Origin of the sequence: Thiobacillus sp. SCN 63-57 (assembly GCF_001725555.1) — a bacterium.
Taxonomy (GTDB): Bacteria; Pseudomonadota; Gammaproteobacteria; order Burkholderiales; family Thiobacillaceae; genus Thiobacillus.
In genome coordinates, this window is record NZ_MEGP01000031.1 from 1 (window position 1) to 22293 (window position 22293).

Annotated in this window: 20 protein-coding genes and 1 pseudogene; 11 read left to right on the top strand and 10 right to left on the bottom strand. The window is 65.4% G+C overall.

Annotated elements, in window-relative coordinates; all coding sequences use genetic code 11:
* On the bottom strand, window positions 1-1437 hold a 1437-nt coding region (locus ABT23_RS12375; RefSeq protein WP_296635760.1), incomplete at its 3' end, for a ribonucleotide reductase N-terminal alpha domain-containing protein.
* Window positions 1438-1935: 498 nt separating this feature from the next.
* Here ABT23_RS12375 and purU point away from each other — a divergent pair.
* Genes purU through ABT23_RS12395 form a run of 4 tightly spaced genes read left to right on the top strand, consistent with a single transcriptional unit; the run spans window position 1936 to window position 5333 of the window.
* Complete coding sequence (gene purU / locus ABT23_RS12380; protein ID WP_296635762.1) at window positions 1936-2790, top strand: formyltetrahydrofolate deformylase; 855 nt, start codon at window positions 1936-1938, stop codon at window positions 2788-2790.
* Window positions 2791-2795: 5 nt separating this feature from the next.
* Complete coding sequence (locus ABT23_RS12385; protein WP_296635765.1) at window positions 2796-4373, top strand: hypothetical protein; 1578 nt, start codon at window positions 2796-2798, stop codon at window positions 4371-4373.
* Window positions 4370-4969: an NAD(P)H:quinone oxidoreductase gene (wrbA, locus tag ABT23_RS12390; RefSeq protein ID WP_296635768.1), complete on the top strand. Its 600-nt coding sequence runs from the start codon at window positions 4370-4372 to the stop codon at window positions 4967-4969. Before ABT23_RS12385 ends, wrbA begins: the two co-directional genes overlap by 4 nt.
* Window positions 4970-4979: 10 nt before the next feature.
* The gene (locus tag ABT23_RS12395) at window positions 4980-5333 is read left to right on the top strand and encodes a DUF2069 domain-containing protein (RefSeq protein WP_296635770.1); all 354 of its coding nucleotides are present in this window, start codon (window positions 4980-4982) and stop codon (window positions 5331-5333) included.
* A gap of 77 nt (window positions 5334-5410) precedes the next feature.
* Here ABT23_RS12395 and ABT23_RS12400 read toward each other — a convergent pair whose 3' ends face one another.
* From ABT23_RS12400 to ABT23_RS12415, 4 genes are all read right to left on the bottom strand, one after another.
* Window positions 5411-6601, bottom strand: a complete 1191-nt coding sequence (locus tag ABT23_RS12400; protein ID WP_296635774.1) for an MBL fold metallo-hydrolase — start codon at window positions 6599-6601, stop codon at window positions 5411-5413.
* A 642-nt stretch (window positions 6602-7243) separates the two neighbouring features.
* Window positions 7244-7867, bottom strand: a complete 624-nt coding sequence (locus ABT23_RS12405) for an outer membrane beta-barrel protein (protein ID WP_296635777.1) — start codon at window positions 7865-7867, stop codon at window positions 7244-7246.
* A gap of 200 nt (window positions 7868-8067) precedes the next feature.
* Window positions 8068-9441, bottom strand: coding sequence for a sigma-54 dependent transcriptional regulator (locus ABT23_RS12410; RefSeq protein WP_296635780.1), 1374 nt, complete (start codon window positions 9439-9441; stop codon window positions 8068-8070).
* Complete coding sequence (locus ABT23_RS12415) at window positions 9438-11204, bottom strand: ATP-binding protein (RefSeq protein ID WP_296635782.1); 1767 nt, start codon at window positions 11202-11204, stop codon at window positions 9438-9440. The genes ABT23_RS12410 and ABT23_RS12415 overlap by 4 nt, the downstream gene beginning before the upstream one ends.
* 108 nt (window positions 11205-11312) lie before the next feature.
* Between ABT23_RS12415 and ABT23_RS12420 the strand changes: the two genes are divergently transcribed.
* The 7 genes from ABT23_RS12420 (at window position 11313) to ABT23_RS12450 (ending at window position 17370) form a co-directional block, all read left to right on the top strand.
* Window positions 11313-12335: a hypothetical protein gene (locus ABT23_RS12420; RefSeq protein ID WP_296635785.1), complete on the top strand. Its 1023-nt coding sequence runs from the start codon at window positions 11313-11315 to the stop codon at window positions 12333-12335.
* 8 nt (window positions 12336-12343) lie between these two features.
* Complete coding sequence (locus ABT23_RS12425) at window positions 12344-12790, top strand: hypothetical protein (RefSeq protein WP_296635787.1); 447 nt, start codon at window positions 12344-12346, stop codon at window positions 12788-12790.
* A gap of 210 nt (window positions 12791-13000) precedes the next feature.
* A complete protein-coding gene (locus ABT23_RS12430) occupies window positions 13001-13717 on the top strand; it encodes a thermostable hemolysin (RefSeq protein ID WP_296635790.1) in 717 nt (238 codons plus the stop codon).
* Window positions 13714-15198, top strand: a complete 1485-nt coding sequence (locus ABT23_RS12435; protein ID WP_296635793.1) for an AMP-binding protein — start codon at window positions 13714-13716, stop codon at window positions 15196-15198. The genes ABT23_RS12430 and ABT23_RS12435 overlap by 4 nt, the downstream gene beginning before the upstream one ends.
* A 17-nt stretch (window positions 15199-15215) precedes the next feature.
* The gene (locus ABT23_RS12440; protein WP_296635795.1) at window positions 15216-15875 is read left to right on the top strand and encodes an iron-containing redox enzyme family protein; all 660 of its coding nucleotides are present in this window, start codon (window positions 15216-15218) and stop codon (window positions 15873-15875) included.
* Window positions 15872-16678: an SDR family oxidoreductase gene (locus ABT23_RS12445; protein WP_296635798.1), complete on the top strand. Its 807-nt coding sequence runs from the start codon at window positions 15872-15874 to the stop codon at window positions 16676-16678. Before ABT23_RS12440 ends, ABT23_RS12445 begins: the two co-directional genes overlap by 4 nt.
* Before the next feature lie 23 nt (window positions 16679-16701).
* Window positions 16702-17370: a tetratricopeptide repeat protein gene (locus ABT23_RS12450; protein ID WP_296635801.1), complete on the top strand. Its 669-nt coding sequence runs from the start codon at window positions 16702-16704 to the stop codon at window positions 17368-17370.
* 147 nt (window positions 17371-17517) lie between these two features.
* Here ABT23_RS12450 and ABT23_RS12455 read toward each other — a convergent pair whose 3' ends face one another.
* From ABT23_RS12455 to ABT23_RS12475, 5 genes and pseudogenes are all read right to left on the bottom strand, one after another.
* Window positions 17518-18444 carry a DMT family transporter gene (locus ABT23_RS12455; RefSeq protein WP_296635804.1) on the bottom strand — a complete coding sequence of 309 codons (927 nt, stop codon included), beginning with the start codon at window positions 18442-18444 and terminating at the stop codon, window positions 17518-17520.
* A 249-nt stretch (window positions 18445-18693) separates the two neighbouring features.
* Entirely contained in the window at window positions 18694-20229 is a 1536-nt protein-coding gene (locus tag ABT23_RS12460) for a 2-isopropylmalate synthase (RefSeq protein ID WP_296635806.1), read from the bottom strand.
* Between the two features lie 215 nt (window positions 20230-20444).
* Complete coding sequence (pssA, locus tag ABT23_RS12465; RefSeq protein ID WP_296635809.1) at window positions 20445-21239, bottom strand: CDP-diacylglycerol--serine O-phosphatidyltransferase; 795 nt, start codon at window positions 21237-21239, stop codon at window positions 20445-20447.
* 28 nt (window positions 21240-21267) lie between these two features.
* Complete coding sequence (locus ABT23_RS12470) at window positions 21268-21894, bottom strand: phosphatidylserine decarboxylase (protein WP_296635813.1); 627 nt, start codon at window positions 21892-21894, stop codon at window positions 21268-21270.
* A 92-nt stretch (window positions 21895-21986) separates the two neighbouring features.
* A pseudogene (locus ABT23_RS12475) lies at window positions 21987-22293 on the bottom strand (ketol-acid reductoisomerase); the annotation flags it as partial.

Sequence of the window (22293 nt, forward strand, 5' to 3'; positions counted from 1 at the left end):
AATCCAGTTCGCGGTGTTCATGTCGTGGGTGCGGCGGCGGTCGTCGCCGGTGTTCTTGCGCAGGTCGAGGAATTCCTCGATGTCCATGTGCCAGGTTTCGAGATAGGCGCACACCGCGCCCTTGCGCTTGCCGCCCTGGTTGACCGCGACGGCGGTGTCGTTGACCACTTTCAGGAAGGGCACGACGCCCTGCGACTTGCCGTTGGTGCCCTTGATGCGCGAGCCCATGGCGCGGATCGGGGTCCAGTCGTTGCCCAGGCCGCCGGCGTACTTCTGCAGCATGGCGTTTTCCTTGATGGCCTGGTAGATGCCGTCGAGGTCGTCGGTGACGGTGGTGAGGTAGCAGGACGACAGCTGGCTGTGGCGGGTGCCGGCGTTGAACAGGGTCGGCGTCGACGACATGAAGTCGAACGAGGACAGCACCTGGTAGAACTCGATGGCACGCGCTTCGCGGTCGATCTCGTTGATCGCGAGGCCCATCGCCACGCGCATGAAGAAGGCCTGCGGCAGCTCGATGCGCGACTCCTCGATGTGCAGAAAATAGCGGTCGTACAGGGTCTGCAGGCCGAGGTAGCCGAACTGGTAGTCGCGGCCGGCGTCGAGCACGGCAGCCAGGCGCGCGAGGTCGAACTGGCCGAGCTTCTCGTCGAGCAGTTCGGCGGCGATGCCTTTCTTGATGAAGGCCGGGAAATACTCGGCGTAGCGCTGGCCCATCTGCGCCTGGGTGACGGCCTCGCCCAGCACTTCGTGGCGGATGGAGTTGAGCAGCAGGCGCGCGGTGACGTAGGAATACGCCGGGTCCTGCTCGATCATCGAGCGCGCGGCGAGCACCAGCGCCTTCTCGACCTCGGCCATCGGCACGCCGTCGTAGAGGTCGCGCAGCACGGTGTGCATGATGGGCTCGGCCTTGACGTTGTCGCCGAGGCCGGTGCAGGCGTCGGCCAGGAGGCCGGCAAGGCGCGCGGTGTCGAGCGGCTTCTTCTGGCCGTCTTCCAGCACGTGCAGGGTGGCTTCGGGCACGCCGGCGGCCTTTTGCGCGGCGCGTTCCTGCGCGCGCTTCTCGCGGTAGAGCACGTAGGCGCGGGCGACTTCGTGTTCGCCCGAGCGCATCAGCGCAAGCTCGACCTGGTCCTGGATGTCCTCGATGTGGAAGGTGCCGCCGTTGGGATTGCGCCGCATCAGGGCCGCGGTCACCTGGCCGGTGATCGATTCGACCAGCTCGCGGATGCGCGCCGACGCCGCCGCCTGCCCGCCTTGCACCGCAATGAAGGCCTTGGTCACGGCGATGGCGATCTTGTTCGGCGCAAAGCCGACCACCGCGCCGTTGCGGCGGATGATCTTGTAGTCGGCGTAGCGCGTGTCGATCACTGCCACGTCGGCAGGCTCAATGGGGGGAATGGGCGCAGATGCGGCGGATTCGGTGGCGACGTTCAGCATCGAGGGGGGCTCCTTGGTGGTGGGTGTAACGACAATCCGGGCTGGCCATGCCGGGGCGCGAAACATCCACACCTTATACACAGCTTGCCCGACCCTCGCCAACAGTTTTATTCACAACATATTGTGGTGTTGGCAGAGGCTGGATACAAATTCTAGGTGTCCTGCCCGGCATGTCAACCCGGAACCGGCGTGTCCGGACAAGATTTTTCATGGCCCTGAAAATCCCAAGACAAATCAAAGTTTTTGCCAGACGGGATGCCTAAAATTTGACCAGCACTGCGGCAGGACAGGGCCTGGCGCCACGAAACGCCCGGCCGGGCCGTGGAATGCGGTGAAGTCCGGTTTGTCCAGTCCGCCTGCAGGCCGCCCGCGCCGCGCAAAGACTGCTGAATCTTTGCGCGGCGCGGGCCCGGGCGAGGTCCGGCAGCCGCTTCCCTTAAGAGAATCAGGGGAATTTTGGTTATGATGACGAAAAAACCACACCTTTCCGGTCCGCCCATGCGTCATACCGCCGTCCTGCTGATTTCCTGCCCCGACCAGAAGGGACTGGTCGCCGCCATTGCCGATTTCCTGCTGTCGCACAACGCCAACATCCTGCATGCCGACCAGCACCAGGACGCCGAACTGAAGCTGTTCCTGATGCGGGTGGAATGGGAACTGGCGGACTTCAACCTCGACCTGGCCGAATTCGCCGCCGCCTTCGGTCCCCTCGCCGAGCGCTTCGGGATGACCTGGCGGCTCGCCGAGTCGAGCCGCAAGCCGCGCTTGGCGGTGTTCGTGTCGAAGTTCGACCACTGTCTGGCCGACCTGCTCTACCGCTACCAGAGCGGCGAGCTGCATTGCGAGCTGCCGATCATCCTCAGCAACCACGAGGACACGCGCTGGCTGGCCGAGGCCTACCGCGTGCCCTTCCAGCACCTGGTCGTGCACAAGGACGCCAAGCACGAGGCCGAGCAGATCCAGCTGGCGATCCTGCGCGACCAGAAGATCGACTTCATCGTGCTGGCGCGCTACATGCAGGTGCTGTCGGCCGATTTCATCCGCCATTTTCCCAACCGCATCATCAACATCCACCATTCTTTCCTGCCGGCCTTCCACGGCGCCAAGCCCTACCACCGGGCGTTCGAACGCGGCGTCAAGCTGATCGGCGCGACCGCGCACTACGTCACCGAGACGCTCGACGACGGCCCCATCATCGAGCAGGACGTGGCGCGCATCTCGCACCGCGACAGCCTCGACGACCTGATCAACAAGGGCGCCGACCTGGAAAAGGTGGTGCTGTCGCGTGCGGTGAAGTGGCATCTCGACAACCGCGTGCTGGTGTACGCCAACAAGACCGTCGTGTTCGACTGAACGGCATGCTCGATTTCAGCGTTCCCGACATCGACGCGACAGCCGGGCACACGGTCGAGACCCGGCCGAAAGCCGTGGCGGCCTGGCTGGACCGCCTGCCCTACGCCGACCCGGTCACCACGGCCCGCCAGCTGTTCGCCGCCCTGCATGCGCTCAACCGCCATCCGCTGGGCGCCGACGACCGCCACGCGCTGCTGGCGCAGTATCGGCCCGCCGTGGCGCGCGCCGCGGCCAGCCTGGAAGCGCAGCTCGCCGATTTCAGCGTGCCGCCCAACGCGCAGCAACGCCAGGTCGGCGCCCTGCTGCGCGACCTGCGCATGGAGCACAGCATCGGCTACAAGCATCTGCTGCGGGCCCTCGACGACCAGCGCTTCGGCCGCCCCAACGCCCGGCGCCTGGCCGAATTCACCGCCCGTCTGGCAACGGCGCTGCGCGATGTGCAGGCGGCCAGCTTCCTGACCTGCACGCCGCCCCCGGCCGGCCTGTGGCAGGACCTGCACCAGCTTCACGCGTACGCGCAGGTCTCGAATGTGGCGGAACTGCCGACCGAGGGGGTGCCGACGACCAGCCTCGCCTATCGCCAGGCCCTGCTGCTCGCGCTGGCCGATCCGCCGCGCATGAGTCCGGCCGAGCTTGCCCACACCCGGCTCTACCTGGACCGCTACGCGGCCCTCGCCGGGCTGACCTACGGCGCCGTCCCCGGCCATCTCGGTTTCCCGGTGCCGCGCGAGGGCGACGTTCCGCCGGCCCATGCCGCGGCCGGCGCCAGCCCGGGCAGCCAGTGGCTGGACACCGACGCGCTGTGCCGCCATGTGCACGAAACCGGCGTCCGGCTGCGCAAGGGCGAAACGCCCGAGCAGGTCGACCTGCCGCCCGGCATGGACCGTTCGTTCACCCTGTCGCTGTTCAAGAAGCTGCTCAAGGAGTGGGGCACCCAGGCGCAGCGCACCTACAAACGCTACGCGCCGGCGCCCGGCAGCACGGTGCAGGTCGTCGCCGGCGTGAGCGCCATCCACCGGTTGCTGGAGCAGCGTCCGAATGCGGACCAGGGCACGCAGGACGACCCGGACAGCCTGGCCATCCATGACGTCCGCGGGATGTCCGCCGCGCCAGTCACGGTCAACGCCACCGTGTGGACGGTGACGAACGAAAGCGCCTCCGGCTTCGCCCTCTCGGCCGCCCCGGATGCGCCGCTGAACCTGAAGGCGGGCGACCCGCTGGCGCTGCATGCCGGCCATGACACGGGCTGGTCGGTAGGCGTCATCCGCTGGATCCGCATGCGCGACGTGCGCCAGATCGATCTGGGCGTCGAGCGCCTGTCGCCGCAGGTCAAGCCGATATGGGTCCGGCCGCTGCGCGGCCCCCGCCAGTCGAATGCCGAGCCGGCACTGTTCCTGCCCGGCCTGGCCGCGCTGAAGCAGACCGACCGCCTGCTGCTGCCGCGCCATCTGTATCAGCCCGGCATGGATGCCGAGGTGCTGGACGCATCGCGCCAGACCGTCCTCACCTTCGGGCGGCTGCTGGAGTACACGCCGGGCTTCGACCTGGCCGATTTCACCCTGATTGCCGACGACCCCCTATGACCGAGATTCTTGTCCTCTATTACAGTGCCGGCGGCAGCGTGCGCGAGATGGCGCACCTGATCGCACGCGGCGTCAACCAGGTGGCGGGGGCGTCCGCCCGGCTGCGCACGGTGCCGCCGGTGGCACCGCGTACCCAGGTGGCCGAGCCGCCGGTGCCCGACGAAGGCGCGCCCTATGTGGAACTCGCCGACCTGGAGCAATGCGCCGGCCTCGCACTCGGTTCGCCCACCCGCTTCGGCAACATGGCCGCGCCGCTGAAGTATTTCCTCGATACCACCGGTGCGCTGTGGGCCAAGGGCACGCTGGTCGGCAAACCCGCCGCCGTGTTCACCTCCACCGCCAGCCTGCACGGCGGCCAGGAAACGACGCTGACCAGCATGATGCTGCCGCTGTTGCACCACGGCATGCTGATCGTCGGCCTGCCCTATACCCTGGCAGAAGTGAACCACACCACCAGCGGCGGCACGCCCTACGGCGCCAGCCACTGGGCCGGCGCCGCCGACGACAAGCCGCTATCCGACGCGGAACGCACGCTGTGCATCGCGCTGGGCAAGCGCCTGGCCGAAGCGGCGGTGAAGCTGGCGCGACCGTTGTGAGGCCCGCCGCATGAAAATCCTGCAAATCGCATCCAGCATCAGCCTGATCGCGCTGATTTTTCTCTGTGTCGCATGGGAGTTGTGGCTCGCGCCGCTGCGCCCCGGCGGCTCCGGACTGGTGATGAAAGCCTTGCCGCTGCTGCTGCCGCTGATGGGCATCCTGAAAGGCCGCCGCTACACCTACCAATGGGCGCCGATGCTGATGCTGGCCTATTTCACCGAAGGCGTGGTGCGCGCGTGGTCGGACACCGGCCTGTCGGCGTGGCTGGCCGGGGGCGAGGTGATGCTGTCGGGAGTCTTCTTCTTCGCGGCGATCTTTTACGCCAAGTTCAGCGCCCCTTCACGCCTGGTCGGAACGCACTAACCCCCCCGCCGCCCCATGATGAAAAAAGCCGTCCATCGGGACGGCTACCAAATCAGGGCGTCGTACCGGGAAAAAACTCAATCGTCACGGTCGCCCTGGTCCAGGTTATATACATCCAGGTCTTTTGCCTCCCTGATTTTCCCCCTGAACCCCAAGCCCTTGATGATGTCCTTGATTTCGCCCACGCGCGGACTCGTGACAGGCGTAAGGTGGGACAGCACCAGTTTCCTCACATTGGCGTCGATCGCCACGCCCGCAATCAGGGATGGCTCGCTGTGCAGAATATGGAACAGGGGATTGGGGGGCGCATCGCCCGCTTCCATGACCGCCGTGTCATAGATCAGCAGGTCCGCATCCTGCGAAATGGTCGCCATGTTGCCCTGGCCCAACTGTTTCGGACCGATACCTTTGGTTCCCGTGTCGCCCGAATACACCACGGTGTGGCCCTTGTATTCAATGCGATAGGCCACCGCAGGAACCGGACCGTGATCCACGGCGATGGACTTGATCACGAGGCCATCTGGTGCGGTCAGCACGGTTTGGACCGTGGCGCCGGGCACGGTCGACGGCAGATCGTGAGCGGTATAGGCAAAGGTGCTCGCACTTTCACCCGGCAGGGTGGGGGGACCATTGTCATCGCTGATGCCGGCCACAAATGCCTGCAGATAGCGTTCGACGCCCCCTTTCTGGACGGAAAAATGTTCATCCACATAATCCGCGGTGGCCGGGTAGACCGGCAGACCATTCGGGTAATACACCCCCGGCGTGGCGGCGGGAAGCGTGGACGCGCCCGGGCCGTAGATATTGATGGGCGCGGTCCGGCCGGGCAGCGCAATGCCTTGCGCGGCGGCCGCCGCGCGCGCCTGGTTGCTGTGGAAGTAGATGGTCTTGATCACCGAGGTCAAATCCCCCGTGTGGTCGGCGTGCAAGTGGCTCAGCAGGACGATATCCAGATCCCGGACATCCGTGCCGCTCTGCGCCAGACGCTGGTAGGTGCCGCCCCCCACGTCCATCAGGATCCTTGGCTTGCCGTCGGTAAAGACCAGGTAACCCGCACTGGCCCGGCCTTCAAGCGTGGCCATGGGGCCGCCTGACCCCAGCACCATCACCGAGAGGTCGCCGTCGACACGTTGAAAAGCCGTCTTGCCCCTGTCGGCATCCCTATCCTTGTCGGCATACGCCGCACTCGATACGGACGCCAGGATGGCCAGGGCCAGAAGGCCCCTTATCGTCTTGTTTGTCCTCAGCCTGGTTCCACGAAAATTCATTTTTGTCTTCCTCCTAATTATGCAAACGCTCTCTGGTTGGGGTTCAATCCTCGGGCCTCTCGGATTCCACGAGGGGCGGTACCGCTACACCATCGTCATCGCACGCTCCTTTGCCTGATCGACCATCAACTCCGGGACACCCTCCGCAAATCCGGCTAACCAAGCAATTCCCGTTCCTCTTGTTTATTTTCAATAAAAACAGATTGTTACTCAAAACGCACGGGGAAAGGATTTATAACATGTAAAATATTCCGACAAAAATAGGAATCAAAGAAAACTTGCTCATTATTTCATTCAAACAGACATGAACAATTCAGTTCATTGTATTTAAACAGTTATTTTTAATTTTATGTTGGATTGTCGTAAAACTACAGAGCATTTAATGCCTGATTATTGGCTTATAGATCGATATTGGCTCGTCATTTTTTGATATTAATTTTTATTCTGGTTACTTAATACCATCAGCAGTAGAAACGAAAACAATACAGGCTGGTACATTCATGCGTCTCGGGTTGGGATGCCAACCAGCCTGATGGGCCTCTCTCCGCGCCCCGATGTATCGCCTCGCTCGCCCTCGCTTCCGTGTCGGACATCCCGAAGCAAGGGGACGCAGACCCGTCGGCGAGGGGGGCGGACACGCCGTCAGAAATTGTAGGCGACGCCCAGCGAAACCATGTTGGCGGTCATCTTGCCGGTCTTGTCGGATTTGCCGAGCCCGCTCACATGGTCGTAGTCGGCGCGCAGGTCGACATGGTCACTGAGCTTGTAGAGCGCGCCCACGCCCAGCAGGGGACGGACGACGTGGGTCGACGCGTCGCCGCTCGCTGCAACGGCCGCGCCGCTGGCGCTAAGGCGGGAATCGACTTTCGCTGCGACCACGCCCGCCTTGCCGAACACGGAAAAGCTGTCGCTCAGCGGCAGCGAAAGCAGCGCCGCCGCGTCCACGCCGCCGGCCTTCAGCGATCCCTGGGCGCTGCCGCCGCTGGTGCTCGCCGTGTACTTGGCCTTGCCGAAATCGATGTAGCCGGCTTCCACCGCCAGGTTCGGATTGAAGCGATAACCGCCCTGCAGGCGCCACTTGGTGCGGTTGCCGGAATCGCTGCTGGACAGTCCGGTGGCGCCATTGGCGAGCAGCGCACCGTCGAAATGATTGCGGTCGAGCGACAGATTCGAACGGGTGATCTCGCCCACGCCGTAGAAACCGTCGGCGAATGCCGTGGTGGACAGGGCAAGCAGGGCGAACGATGCCAGATGCTGAAGTTTCATGGAGTCTTCCTGAAGTGAATGGAGGGGCCGCCGGATCTGCCGGCGACACCTCCAATCTGCAAGCGCGATGCCAGCTGCACGGCACCGCTTCAAGGCATTGATTTCATGGGATACGTGGCGCATCCGCCGCCACCCGCACCGCAGGACGGCACAGGACGCATGCAAGAATCGTCGACAAAACTTGCAGGGTGGTGCCGCGTTCAGGACTGCTCGGGGCGGTATTTCTTCAGCTTGTACCAGAGGGTGCGCTCGCTGATGTCGAGCAGCGCGGCGGCCTTGGCCTTGTTGCCCTCGGCCTGCGCCAGCGCCTCGTCGATCAGCCGCGCCTCGAGGTCCTCGACCGCCTGGTTCAGCGGCGGCGGGGCCTTCTGGCTTTCGGCCGGCGCGGCGGCCGGCCTGGGCTTGTTGTCGACGGCGCGCGGGTTGAGCAGGAAATGCTGTTCGTCCAGTTCGCCACCGCCGCTCAGGATCAAGGCCCGCTCGACCATGTTTTCCAGTTCGCGCACGTTGCCCGGCCAGTCGTAGTCGCACAGGCGCTCGAGCGCCCGCGGGGCGAGGTGGGTCGCTGCCGTCGAATGGCCGTGCTTGGCGATGAAGTGCTCGACCAGGCCGGCGATGTCTTCGGTCCGCGCGCGCAGGGGCGGCAGTTCGATCGAGAACACGTTGACCCGATAGTAGAGGTCTTCGCGCAGCGTGCCTTCGCGCACGCTTTCCAGCGGATCGCGGTTGGTGGCGGCGATGACGCGCAGGTCGAGTTCGATGACGCGGTTGCCGCCGAGGCGTTCGATGGTGTTCTCCTGCAGCACGCGCAGCAGCTTGGCCTGCAGCGGCAGTGGCATTTCGGTCAGCTCGTCGAGGAAGATCGTGCCGCCGTCGGCCAGTTCGAACTTGCCGACGCGTTCCTTGACTGCGCCGGTGAAGGCGCCCTTCTCGTAACCGAACAGTTCGCTTTCCAGGATGTCGGCCGGGATCGCCGCGCAATTGATCGGCACGAACAGCTTGTCACGGCGCGGCGAGGCATGATGCAGCGCGCGCGCGGCGAGTTCCTTGCCGGTGCCGGTTTCGCCGGTGATCAGCACCGAGGCCTTGCTCGGTCCGACGCGCTGGATCAGTTCGTACACCGCCCGCATCGGCTCGCTGGTGCCGACGAAGGCATCCCAGCCGCGCTCGATCTCCTGCCGCAGGAAGGCGTTCTGTTGCGCCACCGCGGCACCGTTCAGCACACGCTCGACGGCGAGTTCCACCACGTCGATGTCGAACGGCCGCAGGATGTAGTCGCAGGCGCCGTGCTTCATCGCGGCCACGGCGGTCTCGATGGTGCCGTGCGCGGTGATCACCATCACCGGCACGTCCGACGCCTGCGCCCGCAGCGCGGCCAGCAGTTCGATGCCGTCCATCTCGGGCATGCGCAGGTCGGTGATGACGAGGTCGACGCTGTTCGCCTGGAACAGCGCGAGCGCCTCGACGCCGTTGCCGGCCGCGAGCACCCGGTGGCCCATCTTCTGCAACATGATTTCGAGGACGCGGCGCATCTTGGGTTCGTCGTCCGCGACGAGGATCTGTCTGCCTTTCATGTCTCTCCCGATTGCCTGCGCGGCAGGCGGATGCGGAACAGCGCCCCACCCAGCTTGCTTTCCGCCGCTTCGATGTCGCCCCCGTGGGCGCCCACGATCTGCTGCACGATGGCCAGCCCCAGTCCGATGCCGCCTTCGCGCTTGAAGAAGAAGGCCTCGAACACGCGGGTCCGCTCGGCCGGGTCGATGCCCGGCCCGTCATCGGCCATTTCGATGGTCAGGAACGCGTCGTCGTCATGGGTCGCCAGTTCGATCTGCCCACCATGATCGAGGATCTGCAGGCCGTTCATCAACAGATTGAGCAGGACCTGGGTGATCTGTTCCTCGTCGCATTCGATCACCGGCCGCGTCGCCCGCAAGCGGGCGGTCACGCTGACCTGCTTCTTGCCGGCCTGCGCACCCAGCATGGCGATGCTCTTCTCGATCAGCGCGTGCATGTCCACGGCGGCATACGACGGCGCCCGCGGCCGGGCGGTGTCGAGCATGGCCGACACCAGGCGGTTGAGCCGCTCGGTCTCGCTCTCGATGAAACCGACCAGTTCGCGGCCTTCCTCGCTGATGCCGGATTCGCGCTGCAGCATCTGCGCCGAGGAACGCAGGATGCCGAGCGGCGTGCGCACCTCGTGCGCGATCACCGAGGACATCTCGCCGACCACCGCCAGTTTCGAGGCACGCACCAGGTTCTGCTGCGACTGGTCGATGTCGCGCATCATCTGCACGAAGGCGTCGGTCAGTTCGCCGACTTCGCCCCCGCGCGCGACCGGCGGCGCCTGCAGGATCTTGTTGCGCATGTAGCCGCGGGCAAAGCCGGTCAGCGCGGCGACGGGCCGAGCGATCTCGCGGCTGACCCAGCTGGCCATGGAAAAGGTCAGCAGCATGATGAGGCCCAGCAGGCCGAGGAAGATGAGCGCCATGCGATGGACCGGCGCGAGGGCCTGGTCGACGGGCTGGATGATCAGCGTGGTCCAGCCGAAGCCGGCGAAATTGGCATAGCCATGCGCACGCGCGGCGCCGACGATGACGTCGGAATCCGCCACCGGCGCGCCCGGCCGCACCGACACGGTCGGACCGGCCGCCGCCGTGCGCCACGCGGCGAGCGCCTTGCCCAGCAGCATGCCGCGCGTGCGGAGTTCCTTCGATGCCGCGATCAGCCGGCCGTCGCGGTCGAGCACGGCCAGCATGCGGCCGCCGCCGCTGGTGGCCTGGTCCAGCACGTCGTCGATCTCGGTCCAGTCGAGCTTCAGCCGCAGCTGGCCGAGCGTGCCGCCGGCGAACGCCGAAGCCACCGGCACCCGCATCACCAGCCCGCCGTCTTCCTGCCCGGTCGGCGATTCGAGCGCCACGTCCGCGCCCGACAGCGCGGCGCCGAGCCAGACCGGCCGGTCCGTCACCTGGCGGCCGACCTCGGCCGCATCGCTGCTGCTGATGATCCGCCCGTCACGGTCGACGCACGCAAGCGCGAGATACACATCCTTGTAGCCGGCATGCAGATCGGACAGGAAATGCGAGAGGCGCTTGTCGACGTCGCGCACCTGCAGGTCCTGCATGATGTCGAGATGGCTCCAGGTGGCGGCGTTCTGCAGGCGTTCGAACATCATCTTGTCGATGTCCGCGGCGACCCCGGTCGCCTGGATGGCAAGGTTGCGTTCGATCTCCGCCTGCACGGCCTCACGCGCCTTGACAAAAGCCAGGCTGGCCAGAAGTATGGCGGGCAAAAGGCCGACGCTGAGGAAGGCGATGAGTAGCGTCTTGCGTATGGTCACACTGAGGATGGTAGCCGAATGAAAGTCTGGAATGAGGCCGGAACGCGACAAGAACACGAAAAATCCGGTCCGCCCCCGCCGACTCCGTGCCTGTCCTTGCGCGCTGTCGTGCGACGGCTCGCTGCGTTCGCCCTGGCGTTCGCGTGCACCCAGGCCGCCGCCGGAGACGGCGCATTGTCCGACGTCAACTACCGCCTGGGCGAAGGCCTCCAGCTGGCGGACACCGGCTTCTCGCTGGGCGGCTATGCCACGGCCAGCTTCGAGCACCTGCACCATGCGCCCGCCCGCGCCGCGCTCGACAACCTGAGCCTGTTCGTCTGGTGGCAGGGCGAGAGCCGCTGGAAGTTCTTCTCCGAGCTCGATTACGAGAACGTGCTGGCGACGCCCGTGTCCGACCGCGAAGGGGAAACCCGCTACCTGGCGCTGGAGCGGCTCTACCTCGACTATGCGATCACCGACACCACCACGATCCGCGCCGGCAAGTTCCTCACCCCCATCGGCCGCTGGAACCTCATCCATGCGACACCGCTGGTCTGGACGACGTCGCGTCCGCTCGTCACCACCGCGACGTTTCCCACCAACGCGACGGGCCTGATGCTCAACGGGACGCTGCCGAACGTGGCGAACGGCACCGAGTATTCCCTCTACGCATCGAAAGGCGGAGAGCTGCGTCCCAATCCGGTTCTGGATCCGTTCTACGAAGCCATCGGCGCCCATGTAGCCTTCCCCCTGCTCACGGACGGGCAGATCGGTTTTTCCTACGCGGCCTTCGAACAGAAAAAGACCCGCGACGAGAAAAAACGCCTGCTCGGCGTCGATTTCGTCTGGACGCGCAACCGCTACGAAATCAGCGGTGAAGGCATCTACCGGTTCTCGGACAACGGAAGCGACTGGGACGAGAAAGGCGCCTTCGGCCAGTTGGTGATCCCGCTGACCGCCAAGCTCTACGCGGTCGGCCGCTATGAGCTCTACCGCAAGGCGCAGGAAGCGCAGGCCACCCGGCTGTGGGTCGCCGGCCTGAATTACCGGGTCACGCCAGCGATCGTATTGAAGGCGGAATGGAACGGTGCCACGCACAACACCATCGACGCGCCCGAAGGCTTCATGTCCTCGCTCAGCCTCCTGTTCTGACGCGCCGCATGCCGACGATCCTGTCCCTGCTGGCGCTCTGGCTTGCCCTCGCCCTGCCCGCCGCGGCGGCCGACCTGCCGTTCGCGGTCATCGCCGCGCCGGGCGCCACCGACCACCCCCTGACGCGCGAATCCGTCGCGCTGATCTTCAAGCGCAAGCAGAACTACTGGGAAAGCGGCACCCGCATCCAGCCGGTCAACCTGCCGCCGGCCCACCCGCTGCGCCGCGCCTTCTCGCGCGTCATTCTCGGCCACGCGCCGGAAGCGCTGGAAGACTACTGGCGCGAGATGTATTTCCACGGCGTGCTGCCGCCGCACGTGCTGGCCTCGGAGGAGGCGGTCATCCTGTTCGTGCGGGCCACGCCGGGCGCGATCGGCTATGTCTCGACCTGCGTCCCACAACACGGGGTCTCGGTTGTCCTCACCGTCGGCGAAGTACCCACCTGTCCCAAATAGCCGGCCACTGCAAGATTGGTCGACAAGACTTGCAGGATGCGCGGTGGACAAGCGGGCCGCGCGGATCCTCAACGTCCCCGGCTTGATCCCTTAACACCTGTCATATCAATCGTTTGAGCGATTTTTCCAGTCGGGTTCGCCAGCTGGCACCGGTATTGCAGTTCCCTGCCTGTCGTGTGGCATCTGCCGCACATCATGCCAAGGAAGCCGATGCCCTCCCACCCTGCCGCGCGCCTGCCGACGATCGACACCCCGCCGGCGCTCCCGACCCTGCCGCCCACGTTGCGCAGCGTGGAACACGCCGTCCCCGCTGCGGGCGAGGCGGCCGACCAGTCGCGCTTTGAACTGTTCGAACATCTCGGCGGCAACCGGGCCACGGTCGAAGCCTTCATCAGCCAGTGTTTTGCGGAAAGCTTCGGCTCCCGCATCGAGGCCTTCATGCCGCGCCTGTTCAGCGTGCGCAACGAGGCAGGCGATCTCTGCGGGGCATTCGGCCTGCGCTCGGCCAGCCGCAACCTGTTTCTCGAACAATACCTCGACGCGCCGATAGAAAAAGTCATTGCGGCACGCGCCGGCAAACGCATCGAGCGTCACGTCATCGTCGAGGTCGGCCATTTCTCCGGGGCGTTTCCGGGTGCGGTCCGCGCCATGATCGGCCTGCTGACGGCACGCCTCCACCAGGAAGGCTACGAGTGGGTGGTGTTCACCGGCACGACGGGGCTGCGCAACGCCTTTTGCCGGCTGGGCCTGTTCCCCATCGACATCCAGGCAGCCACGGCCGACCGTATCCCGGCGGATGAACGCGCCGCCTGGGGACGCTACTACGACCACGCACCGCGCGTGCTGGTCGGCAACGTCCAGGCCGGCTACCGGGCCATGCGGCTGCCCGCGCCACCGCGCTGCTGCCTGGCCGGAGAACCGGCATGAGCCTGATTTTCGCAGCCCTGCAACGCCATGCGGCAAGCCATCCCGGCAAGGTGGCCCTGCAGGACGAACACGGTGCGCTCACCTATGGCGAACTGCCGGCTGAAATTGCAAGGCTGGTCAGCCTGCTGCGCGTAGCGGCCCCGCGCGCAGTCGCGATCCTCGCCGACAACGGCAAGGCCTGGGCACTGGCCGACCTGGCCGCGCACGTGGCAGGCGTCCCGAGCATTCCCTTGCCATTGTTTTTCTCGCCGGCCCAGCTGGCCCACGTACTCAGGACCGCTTCGATCGACCTGGTGCTGACCGACCAGCCCCAGCGGATGCTGGCGGCCTTGCCAACACCCAGCCTGTCCGTCGCAAGCTTTTGCGGCGCAGTGATGCAGGTACGGCTGCAGCCCGTCGAACCTGTTGCTGCCCTGCCCGCCGGCACGCACAAGATCACGTTCACGTCGGGGACGACGGGCGAACCGAAAGGCGTCTGCCTGGGATGGGACACGATGGAGACCGTCGCCGAGTCGCTGCGCATCGCCAGCGCGGCCCGACGCGACGACCGCCATCTTGGCCTGCTTCCGTTGAGCACCCTGCTGGAAAACATCGGCGGACTCTATACGCCGCTGCTGGCGGGCGCGACGATCTGCCTGCCGGGGCTGGCCTCGGTGGGGCTCTCCGGCAGTTCCGGGCTGGATGCCGGGCGCCTGCTGGACGCGCTGGGCGACTGGCACGCGAGCACCGCGATCATGGTCCCGCAGATGCTGCGGGAGATCGTCGCGGCGATCCAGGCGGGAACCGCCCTGCCGCATGGCCTGCGCTACCTGGCGGTCGGCGGCGCGCCGGTCGCGGTGCGGCTGATGGAGACGGCCCGTACGCTGGGCCTGCCCGTACACGAAGGCTATGGCTTGTCGGAATGCGCGTCCGTCGTTGCCGTCAACCGCCCCGACGACAGCCGGATCGGCAGTGTCGGCAAGCCCCTGCCGCATCTCGAACTCGCCTTCGCCGACGACGGCGAGATCCTGGTTCGCGGCCTCCGCTGGCGCGGCTATCTGGGCGAGGGTGACGCAGGGACCGAGCCGGACGTCATCGCCACGGGCGACCTCGGTTATCGGGACGCAGACGGTTTCCTGTTCATCACCGGGCGCAAGAAGAACCTGTTCGTCACCGCCTTCGGACGCAACGTCGCGCCGGAGTGGGTGGAAGGCGAGCTGGCGGCCGACCCGGCGATCGCCCAGGCCGCCTGCTTCGGCGAGGCCCGGCCGTTCAACTGCGCCGTCATCGTGCACCGTCCGGATATTCCGCAAGCAGCCATCGAAGCGGCGCTGGAGCAGGCCAATCGCAGACTGCCCGACTATGCCCGGATACGCGCCTGGATCCCCGCCGCGGAACCCTTCACCGCAGACAACGGGCTGTCGACGCCGAACGGCCGCCTGCGCCGCAGCGCCATCTTCGGGCGCTATGCCGCGCAGATCGACGCCTTGTATCCCTCCTGAACCCGAACCGGACCCCTATGGATTTCTACCCGCAACTCCAGCACGCCACCGCCGCCGAACGCGCGGCCCTGCTTTCGACGCCCCTGATCACGGCCGCCCTGTCGGGCCAGGTGAAGCGGCCGCACTACCTCGCCTTCCTCACCCGCGCCTTCCACCACGTCAAGCACACCGTTCCGCTGCTCATGGCCTGCGGCGCGCGCCTGACCGACCGCCAGGAATGGCTGCGCAGCGCGGTGGCCCACTACATCGAGGAAGAGCTCGGCCATCACGAATGGATCCTCAACGACATCGCCGCGGCCGGCGGCGATGCGGACGCCGTCCGCGACAGCCAGCCCGATTTCGATACCGGCGTGATGGTCGCCTACGCCTACGACACGGTGATGCGACGCAATCCGGTCGGCCTGTTCGGCATGGTGTACGTGCTCGAAGGCACCAGCGTCAGCCTCGCGTCGAATGCGGCGCGTGCGCTGCAGACTGCACTCGACCTTCCCGCCACCGCGTTCACCTACCTGAGCAGCCACGGCGCACTCGACGTCGAGCACATCGGCGATTTCGAGCGGCTGGTCAACCGGCTCGACACCGAGGACGAGCGCGACAGCGTCATGCAGAACGCCCGCGCCTTCTTCCGTCTCTACGGCAACGTTTTTCGCAGCATCGATCTTCAGGAGAACACATGAACATATCCGGCAGCACGGTTCTGATCACAGGTGCCAGCGGCGGCATCGGCGGCGCCATTGCGCGCGAACTCGCCTGGCGCGGCGCGTCGTTGATCCTCGTCAATCGCGACGGCGACCGGCTGGAGCGCCTCGCCACGGAACTCCGCGGTTCGGGCGGCAAGGTCCTGGCGCTGACCGGCGACATCGCGCAGCCCGGCATGCCCGCCTGCCTGATCGAGCAGGCACTCGAGCAGGCAGGCGCCATCGACATCCTGATCAATTGCGCAGGCGTACAGAACTTCGGATTCTTCGCCCAGGAGCGCGCCGCCGACACGGCCATGCTGTTTCAGGTCAACACCATTGCGCCGATCGCCCTGGTCAATGCCGTTCTGCCCCACATGCTGGCGCGCGGCACGGGAAAGATCGTCAACGTCGGATCGATCTTCGGGTCCATCGGCTTTCCCTGCTTCGCGTCCTATTCGGCCAGCAAGTTCGCATTGCGCGGTTTTTCCGAAGCGTTGCGGCGCGAGCTGGCGGGCAGCGGCGTCGGCGTGACCTACGTCGCCCCGCGTTTCACCAAGACCGCCTTCAACCGCAACGTGGTCGCGCGCATGGCAAACGCCCTGAAGATGAACCAGGACGAGCCGGAAAGCGTGGCCGCCAGCGTCATCGCCACCATCGAACGCGACGATCGCGAGCGCTACCTCGGCTGGCCCGAGAAGCTGTTCGTACGCATCAATTCGATCCTCCCGCGTCTGGTCGACCCGAGCCTGATCAAGCAGGCTGCCCTGATGCGCCCCTTCACCACCGAAGCCACCCGTTAATGCCAGCCACCCGGAGAACGACCATGTTCCGCACGTCCCTCGCCACGCTCGTCCTGTTCGCCAGCCTGAACGCAGCCAGCCTCGCCGCCACGCCCACGCTGGACGACGCCATCGCCGACCTCGGCCATCGCTGGGCGAAGGTGTCCTACCAGACACCCAAAGACGGCAAGGAAGCCGCCTTCGACACCCTGATCGCACATGCCCAGCAGGTGGCGCAGGCTTACCCCGGCCGGGCCGAGCCGATGATCTGGGAAGCCATCGTCCTCGCCAGCGCGGCCAAGGCCGACGGCGGCCTGGGTGCGCTGAGCAAGGTCAAGCAGGCGCGCACCCTGCTGTTGGCGGCCGAGAAGATCAATCCGACGGCGCTGAATGGCTCCGTCTACAACTCGCTGGGCAGCCTCTACGCCAAGGTCCCGGGATGGCCGATCGGATTCGGCGACAAACAGAAAGCGAAGGCCTATCTTGAAAAGGCGCTCGCCATCAACCCCGACGGCATCGACCCCAATTACTTCTACGCGGACCTGCTCGCCGACCAGGGCGATTATGTGCACGCAGCCGATCACCTGAAGCGCGCCCTGGCCGCGCCCGCCCGCCCCGGCCGCGAGGACGCCGATGCCGGCCGCCGCAAGGAAGTCCAGCAACTGCTGGACAGTCTGCGACAGAAGCATGGCGACCAGCTCGCCGGCAGATGACACGGCGCGCCGCGATGAACAAAACGGCCGACTGGCTCGACACATTCTGGTGCCTGGCCTTCGTCCTCGCCAGCCTGGGAGGGTGGCTGTGGCTGTACTGGGACATGACCTATCCCGCGCAGCAGCTGCTGTAGTCCCGCCTGCCTGCTACGTGCCGGCGCGCCGGCTGTCGAGGCTGACGATGAGCACGCCCGCCAGCACCAGCGCGGAACCGGCGACCTGCAAGAGCGACAGGCTCTCCTGCAGGAACACGTAGGCCATGAGGAGAGTGCTGACCGGCCCGATGGAGCCGATCAGCGACGTGTTGCCGGAACCGATACGACGGATGGCGTGCGACAGCAGGAACACCGGCAGCAGCGTGGAAAAGATCGCCATGGCCAGGGCGAGACCGGCCACCCGGGCCGGCACGTCGAGCGCCTGAAGCGGATGCGTGAACGCAAACTGCAGCAGGCTGGCCGTCGTCGCCACGATCATCGCGTAGGCCGTGAAGCGTGCCGCGCCGATCCGTGCGATGGCATGGCCCGCCCCCACCAGGTAGACGGAATAGGACAGGGTGCTGGCGAACACCAGCGAGGCGCCCAACACGATCCCGCCCTGCATCGTGCCCACGTCGTGGACAAACACCAGCGCAATCCCCGCATAGCACACGGCCATCGCAGCCATGACCCGCCCGCCGATGGCGCGCCGGTACAGCAGTGCCGACAGGATCACCGTCATCGTCGGATACAGGAACAGGATCAGCCGCTCAAGGCCGGCGGAGAGCGTTTGCAGTCCGAGAAAATCCAGCAGGCTGGACAGGTAATAGCCGACCAGGCCCAGCACCAGCACGAGAAACCGGTCATGCCGGCTGAGCGGTTCGGCATGCTGGCGTCGGACCCACAGCGCCACGCCGATGAAGAACGGCACCGAGAACGCCATGCGCAAGGCCAGCAGCGTCACTGCATCGACGCGGTCGAGGTAGGCCAGCTTGACGAGGATGGCCTTGGCCGAAAAACCCACCGCGGCGAGCAGCGCAAAGATCACGCCGACCAGCGCATCCTGATTGAGTAATCCAGCTTGTGAAGTATTTGCCATGTTCAGGACCCTGAGGGGTCGGCGGGTCGACGGCAAACGGAGGCAAGGCGGTCAGACCCGCAGTGCCCCGTGATGAAATTTAAGTTAAGCGTGGAGCGGACTGCGGCACAGGGAGGACCCTAGCCACAGTCGCTTGGTGAAAGATGGTGCGGAAATGACGTGTTGCACGTTCATGGACGTGGAGCCTACCGGGGCGAATTGGCCGGGTCAATGGAAACGTCCGGGCGGGACGTTTCCATATGGCCGGTCTCACACCTGGGGATGCGCGCGCTCACGCTTGCTGTGCAGCTTGTTGAGCGCATGCAGATAGGCCTTGGCCGAGGCCACCACGATGTCGGTGTCGGCGCCCTGCCCGTTCACCACGCGTCCATCCTGCGCCAGCCGCACCGTCACCTCGCCCTGCGCATCGGTGCCGCTGGTGATGTTGTTGACCGAATAGAGCAGTAGGTCCGCTCCGCTGTGGACCACCGATTCGAGCGCCTTGAAGGTGGCGTCGACCGGGCCCGAGCCCTGGCCGTCGGCCTGCCATTCGGCGCCGTCGTCAGTGAAGACGAGCTGCGCGCGTGGAATCTCGCCGGTCTCCGAACACACCTTCATCGATACCAGCTTGAAGCGTTCATGCTCGGCGGCATAGCCTTCGTCGGACACCAGTGCCTGCAGGTCCTCGTCGAAGATCTCGCGCTTCTTGTCGGCCAGGTCCTTGAAGCGGGCGAATGCGGCGTTGAGCGCCTCTTCGGTTTCCAGAACGATGCCGAGTTCGGCGAGCTTGCTCTTGAATGCGGCGCGGCCCGAGAGCTTGCCGAGCGTCAGGCGGTTGGCATTCCAGCCGACATCCTCGGCCCGCATGATTTCGTAGGTCTCGCGGTGCTTGAGGACGCCATCCTGGTGGATGCCGGATTCGTGGGCGAAGGCATTGGCGCCGACGATGGCCTTGTTCGGCTGCACCGGATAGCCGGTGATGGTGGAAACCAGCTTGGAGGCCGGCACGATCTGCGTCGCGTCGATGCGCGTGTCGCAGTGGAACACGTCCTTGCGGGTGCGCACCGCCATCACGATTTCCTCCAGCGAGGCGTTGCCTGCGCGCTCGCCGAGGCCGTTGATGGTGCACTCGACCTGGCGCGCGCCATTCATCACCGCGGCGAGCGAGTTGGCCACCGCCATGCCGAGGTCGTTGTGGCAATGGGTCGACCAGATGACCTTGTCGGAGCCGGGCACGCGCTCGATCAGCTGCTTCATGCGCTCGCCCCACAAGGCCGGGATGCTGTAGCCGACCGTGTCGGGCACGTTGATGGTCTTGGCGCCGGCCTTGATCACTTCGTCGAAGATGCGGACGAGGAAATCCATGTCGGAACGCACCGCGTCCTCGGCCGAAAATTCGACGTCGTCGGTGTATTCGAGCGCGAGCTTCACGGCCTTGACCGCCGCCTCGACCACCTGGTCCGGCTGCATGCGCAGCTTCTTCTCCATGTGGATCGGGCTGGTGGCGATGAAGGTGTGGATGCGGCCCGACTTGGCTGGCTTGATCGCGCCGCCCGCCGCGTGGATGTCGCGTTCGTTGGCGCGCGCCAGCGAACACACGGTCGAGTTGTGGATCGTTTCGGCAATCGTGCGGATCGCGTCAGCATCGCCCGGGCTGGCGGCGGCGAATCCCGCCTCGATCACGTCGACGCCCAGTTTTTCCAACTGGCGCGCGATACGGACTTTCTCGTCCTTGGTCATCGAAGCGCCCGGGCTTTGCTCGCCGTCGCGCAAGGTGGTGTCGAAAATAAACAAACGGTCATTCATGGCAGGCTCCATGGAGGGTCGGCGCCGATTTCGATGTCGTCTCGGACCGACGCATTATATAGGGGTTGCCGCGAGAAGCAGGCGGCGCGGGGTACTGCAGGGGGAGGAGGTTCAGTATGTGCGCGCGACGCGCAGCAGCAGGCTGCCGAACAGGACGTTCGACAGGCAGAGGAGATAGGACGGGTGCGACTGGTTAGACATGGCCCAGATTCTATCTATTTTTCGCCACCCTGCAAGGGGGCAGCCGACTCGGCCATTTTTTTGTGGCGAATCCGCTGCAGCAGCGCGTCGACATACCCAGACAGTCCATACAGCAGGAACACGACGAACAGCACTTCGGGCGGGCTGGTCGACACCAGGATGAAGGCCAGTACGATCAAGAGGATGACGAAGAACGGCACGCTCTTCCTGAGGTTGATCTCCTTGCCGCTGTAATAGCGGAAGTTGCTGACCATGGTGAGGCCGCCGAATAACGCGATCACGGCAGCCAGCCAGCGTATGTCGTGGCCCGCGATGCCATACTCGACCATCACCCAGACGAAGCCGGCGACCAGGGCCGCGGCCGCGGGACTGGGCAGCCCCTGGAAGAAGCGCTTGTCGGTGACGGTGTCGATCTGCGTGTTGAAGCGCGCCAGCCGCAACGCCGCGCCCGAGCAATAGACGAAGGCGGCGATCCAGCCGAACTTGCCCATGCCCTGCAGGGCGAATTCGTAGATCACCAGTGCCGGCGCCACACCGAACGACACCATGTCGGACAGGCTGTCATATTCGGCGCCGAAGGCGCTCTGGGTATGCGTCATGCGGGCGACGCGGCCATCGAGGCCGTCGAGCACCATGGCGATGAAAATCGCCACCGCCGCAAGTTCGAAGCGGCCGTTCATCGCCTGCACGATCGCGAAGAAGCCGGCGAACAGTGCGCCGGTGGTGAACAGGTTGGGCAGCAGATAGATGCCGCGGTCACGCATCCGGGAGCGCTTCGATTCGGTTTTTCGGTGATGGAAGTCGAGCATGGAAAGGACTGAGGCGCATTCGCCCGCGTTACCAGCGAGCCAGTATGGTACGCCCGCCCGTGACTTTTTGCCCGATCGAGACTTCGGCACGCGCCGTCGTCGGCAGATAGACGTCGACCCGCGAGCCGAAGCGGATGAAACCGTAGCGCTGGCCGCGCACCAGCTTGTCGCCGGTGCGTACGTAGCACAGGATGCGCCGCGCGATCAGGCCGGCAATCTGCACCGAGGTGACGTCGCCACGTGAAGTCTGGATCCAGATCGCGTTGCGTTCGTTTTCGGTGGACGCCTTGTCGAGGTCGGCGTTGACGAAGCTGCCGGGCATGTACCAGAGCCCCTTGATCTCGCCGTCGACCGGACTCTTGTTGGAATGCACGTTGAACACGTTCATGAACACGCTGATTTTCAACGCATCACGTTCCAGGTAGGAATCGCGCACCTTTTCCACCGAGACGATACGTCCATCTGCGGGCGAGATCACCGCGTCGGCGTCGGCCGGCGGCACGCGCGTCGGATCACGGAAGAACTGCAGCGCGAACACCGCCCAGATCCAGAACGGAATCGACCACCAGCCGATGAGCCAGGTTGCGATGAGAGCGGCCGCAAACGCGGCCAGGAGGACCAGCCAGCCCTCGCGGGCGATAAGGGGATGGGACATGTGAGTGAGGGGTAAGGCTGAAGAGCGAGGAGAAAGGGGTGAGGCGCGCGGGTTCAATCACCCTCACGCCTCACCCCTCACCCCGCACGCATTTAGTTCTTGGATTGATCGACCAGCTTGTTCTTGCTGATCCACGGCATCATCGCGCGCAGCTTGGCGCCGACGACCTCGATCGGGTGCTCGGCGTTCAGGCGGCGACGGGCGGTCATCTCGGGGTAGTTGGTGCGGCCTTCGAGGATGAACTGCTTGGCGTAGTTGCCGTTCTGGATGTTGTCGAGGCATTCCTTCATCGCGGCCTTGGACTGCGCGTTGATGACCTTGGGGCCGGTCACGTATTCGCCGTATTCCGCGTTGTTGGAGATCGAGTAGTTCATGTTGGCGATGCCGCCTTCGTACATC

Coding starts and splice junctions, on each gene's coding strand:
- ABT23_RS12430 (WP_296635790.1), top strand. CDS start 13,001: ATGCCCTCCCACCCTGCCGCGCGCCTGCCGACGATCGACACCCCGCCG.
- ABT23_RS12435 (WP_296635793.1), top strand. CDS start 13,714: ATGAGCCTGATTTTCGCAGCCCTGCAACGCCATGCGGCAAGCCATCCC.
- ABT23_RS12405 (WP_296635777.1), bottom strand. CDS start 7,867: ATGAAACTTCAGCATCTGGCATCGTTCGCCCTGCTTGCCCTGTCCACC.
- ABT23_RS12395 (WP_296635770.1), top strand. CDS start 4,980: ATGAAAATCCTGCAAATCGCATCCAGCATCAGCCTGATCGCGCTGATT.
- pssA (WP_296635809.1), bottom strand. CDS start 21,239: ATGCTCGACTTCCATCACCGAAAAACCGAATCGAAGCGCTCCCGGATG.
- ABT23_RS12425 (WP_296635787.1), top strand. CDS start 12,344: ATGCCGACGATCCTGTCCCTGCTGGCGCTCTGGCTTGCCCTCGCCCTG.
- ABT23_RS12440 (WP_296635795.1), top strand. CDS start 15,216: ATGGATTTCTACCCGCAACTCCAGCACGCCACCGCCGCCGAACGCGCG.
- ABT23_RS12385 (WP_296635765.1), top strand. CDS start 2,796: ATGCTCGATTTCAGCGTTCCCGACATCGACGCGACAGCCGGGCACACG.
- ABT23_RS12455 (WP_296635804.1), bottom strand. CDS start 18,444: ATGGCAAATACTTCACAAGCTGGATTACTCAATCAGGATGCGCTGGTC.
- ABT23_RS12460 (WP_296635806.1), bottom strand. CDS start 20,229: ATGAATGACCGTTTGTTTATTTTCGACACCACCTTGCGCGACGGCGAG.
- wrbA (WP_296635768.1), top strand. CDS start 4,370: ATGACCGAGATTCTTGTCCTCTATTACAGTGCCGGCGGCAGCGTGCGC.
- ABT23_RS12400 (WP_296635774.1), bottom strand. CDS start 6,601: ATGAATTTTCGTGGAACCAGGCTGAGGACAAACAAGACGATAAGGGGC.
- ABT23_RS12450 (WP_296635801.1), top strand. CDS start 16,702: ATGTTCCGCACGTCCCTCGCCACGCTCGTCCTGTTCGCCAGCCTGAAC.
- ABT23_RS12470 (WP_296635813.1), bottom strand. CDS start 21,894: ATGTCCCATCCCCTTATCGCCCGCGAGGGCTGGCTGGTCCTCCTGGCC.
- ABT23_RS12410 (WP_296635780.1), bottom strand. CDS start 9,441: ATGAAAGGCAGACAGATCCTCGTCGCGGACGACGAACCCAAGATGCGC.
- purU (WP_296635762.1), top strand. CDS start 1,936: ATGCGTCATACCGCCGTCCTGCTGATTTCCTGCCCCGACCAGAAGGGA.
- ABT23_RS12445 (WP_296635798.1), top strand. CDS start 15,872: ATGAACATATCCGGCAGCACGGTTCTGATCACAGGTGCCAGCGGCGGC.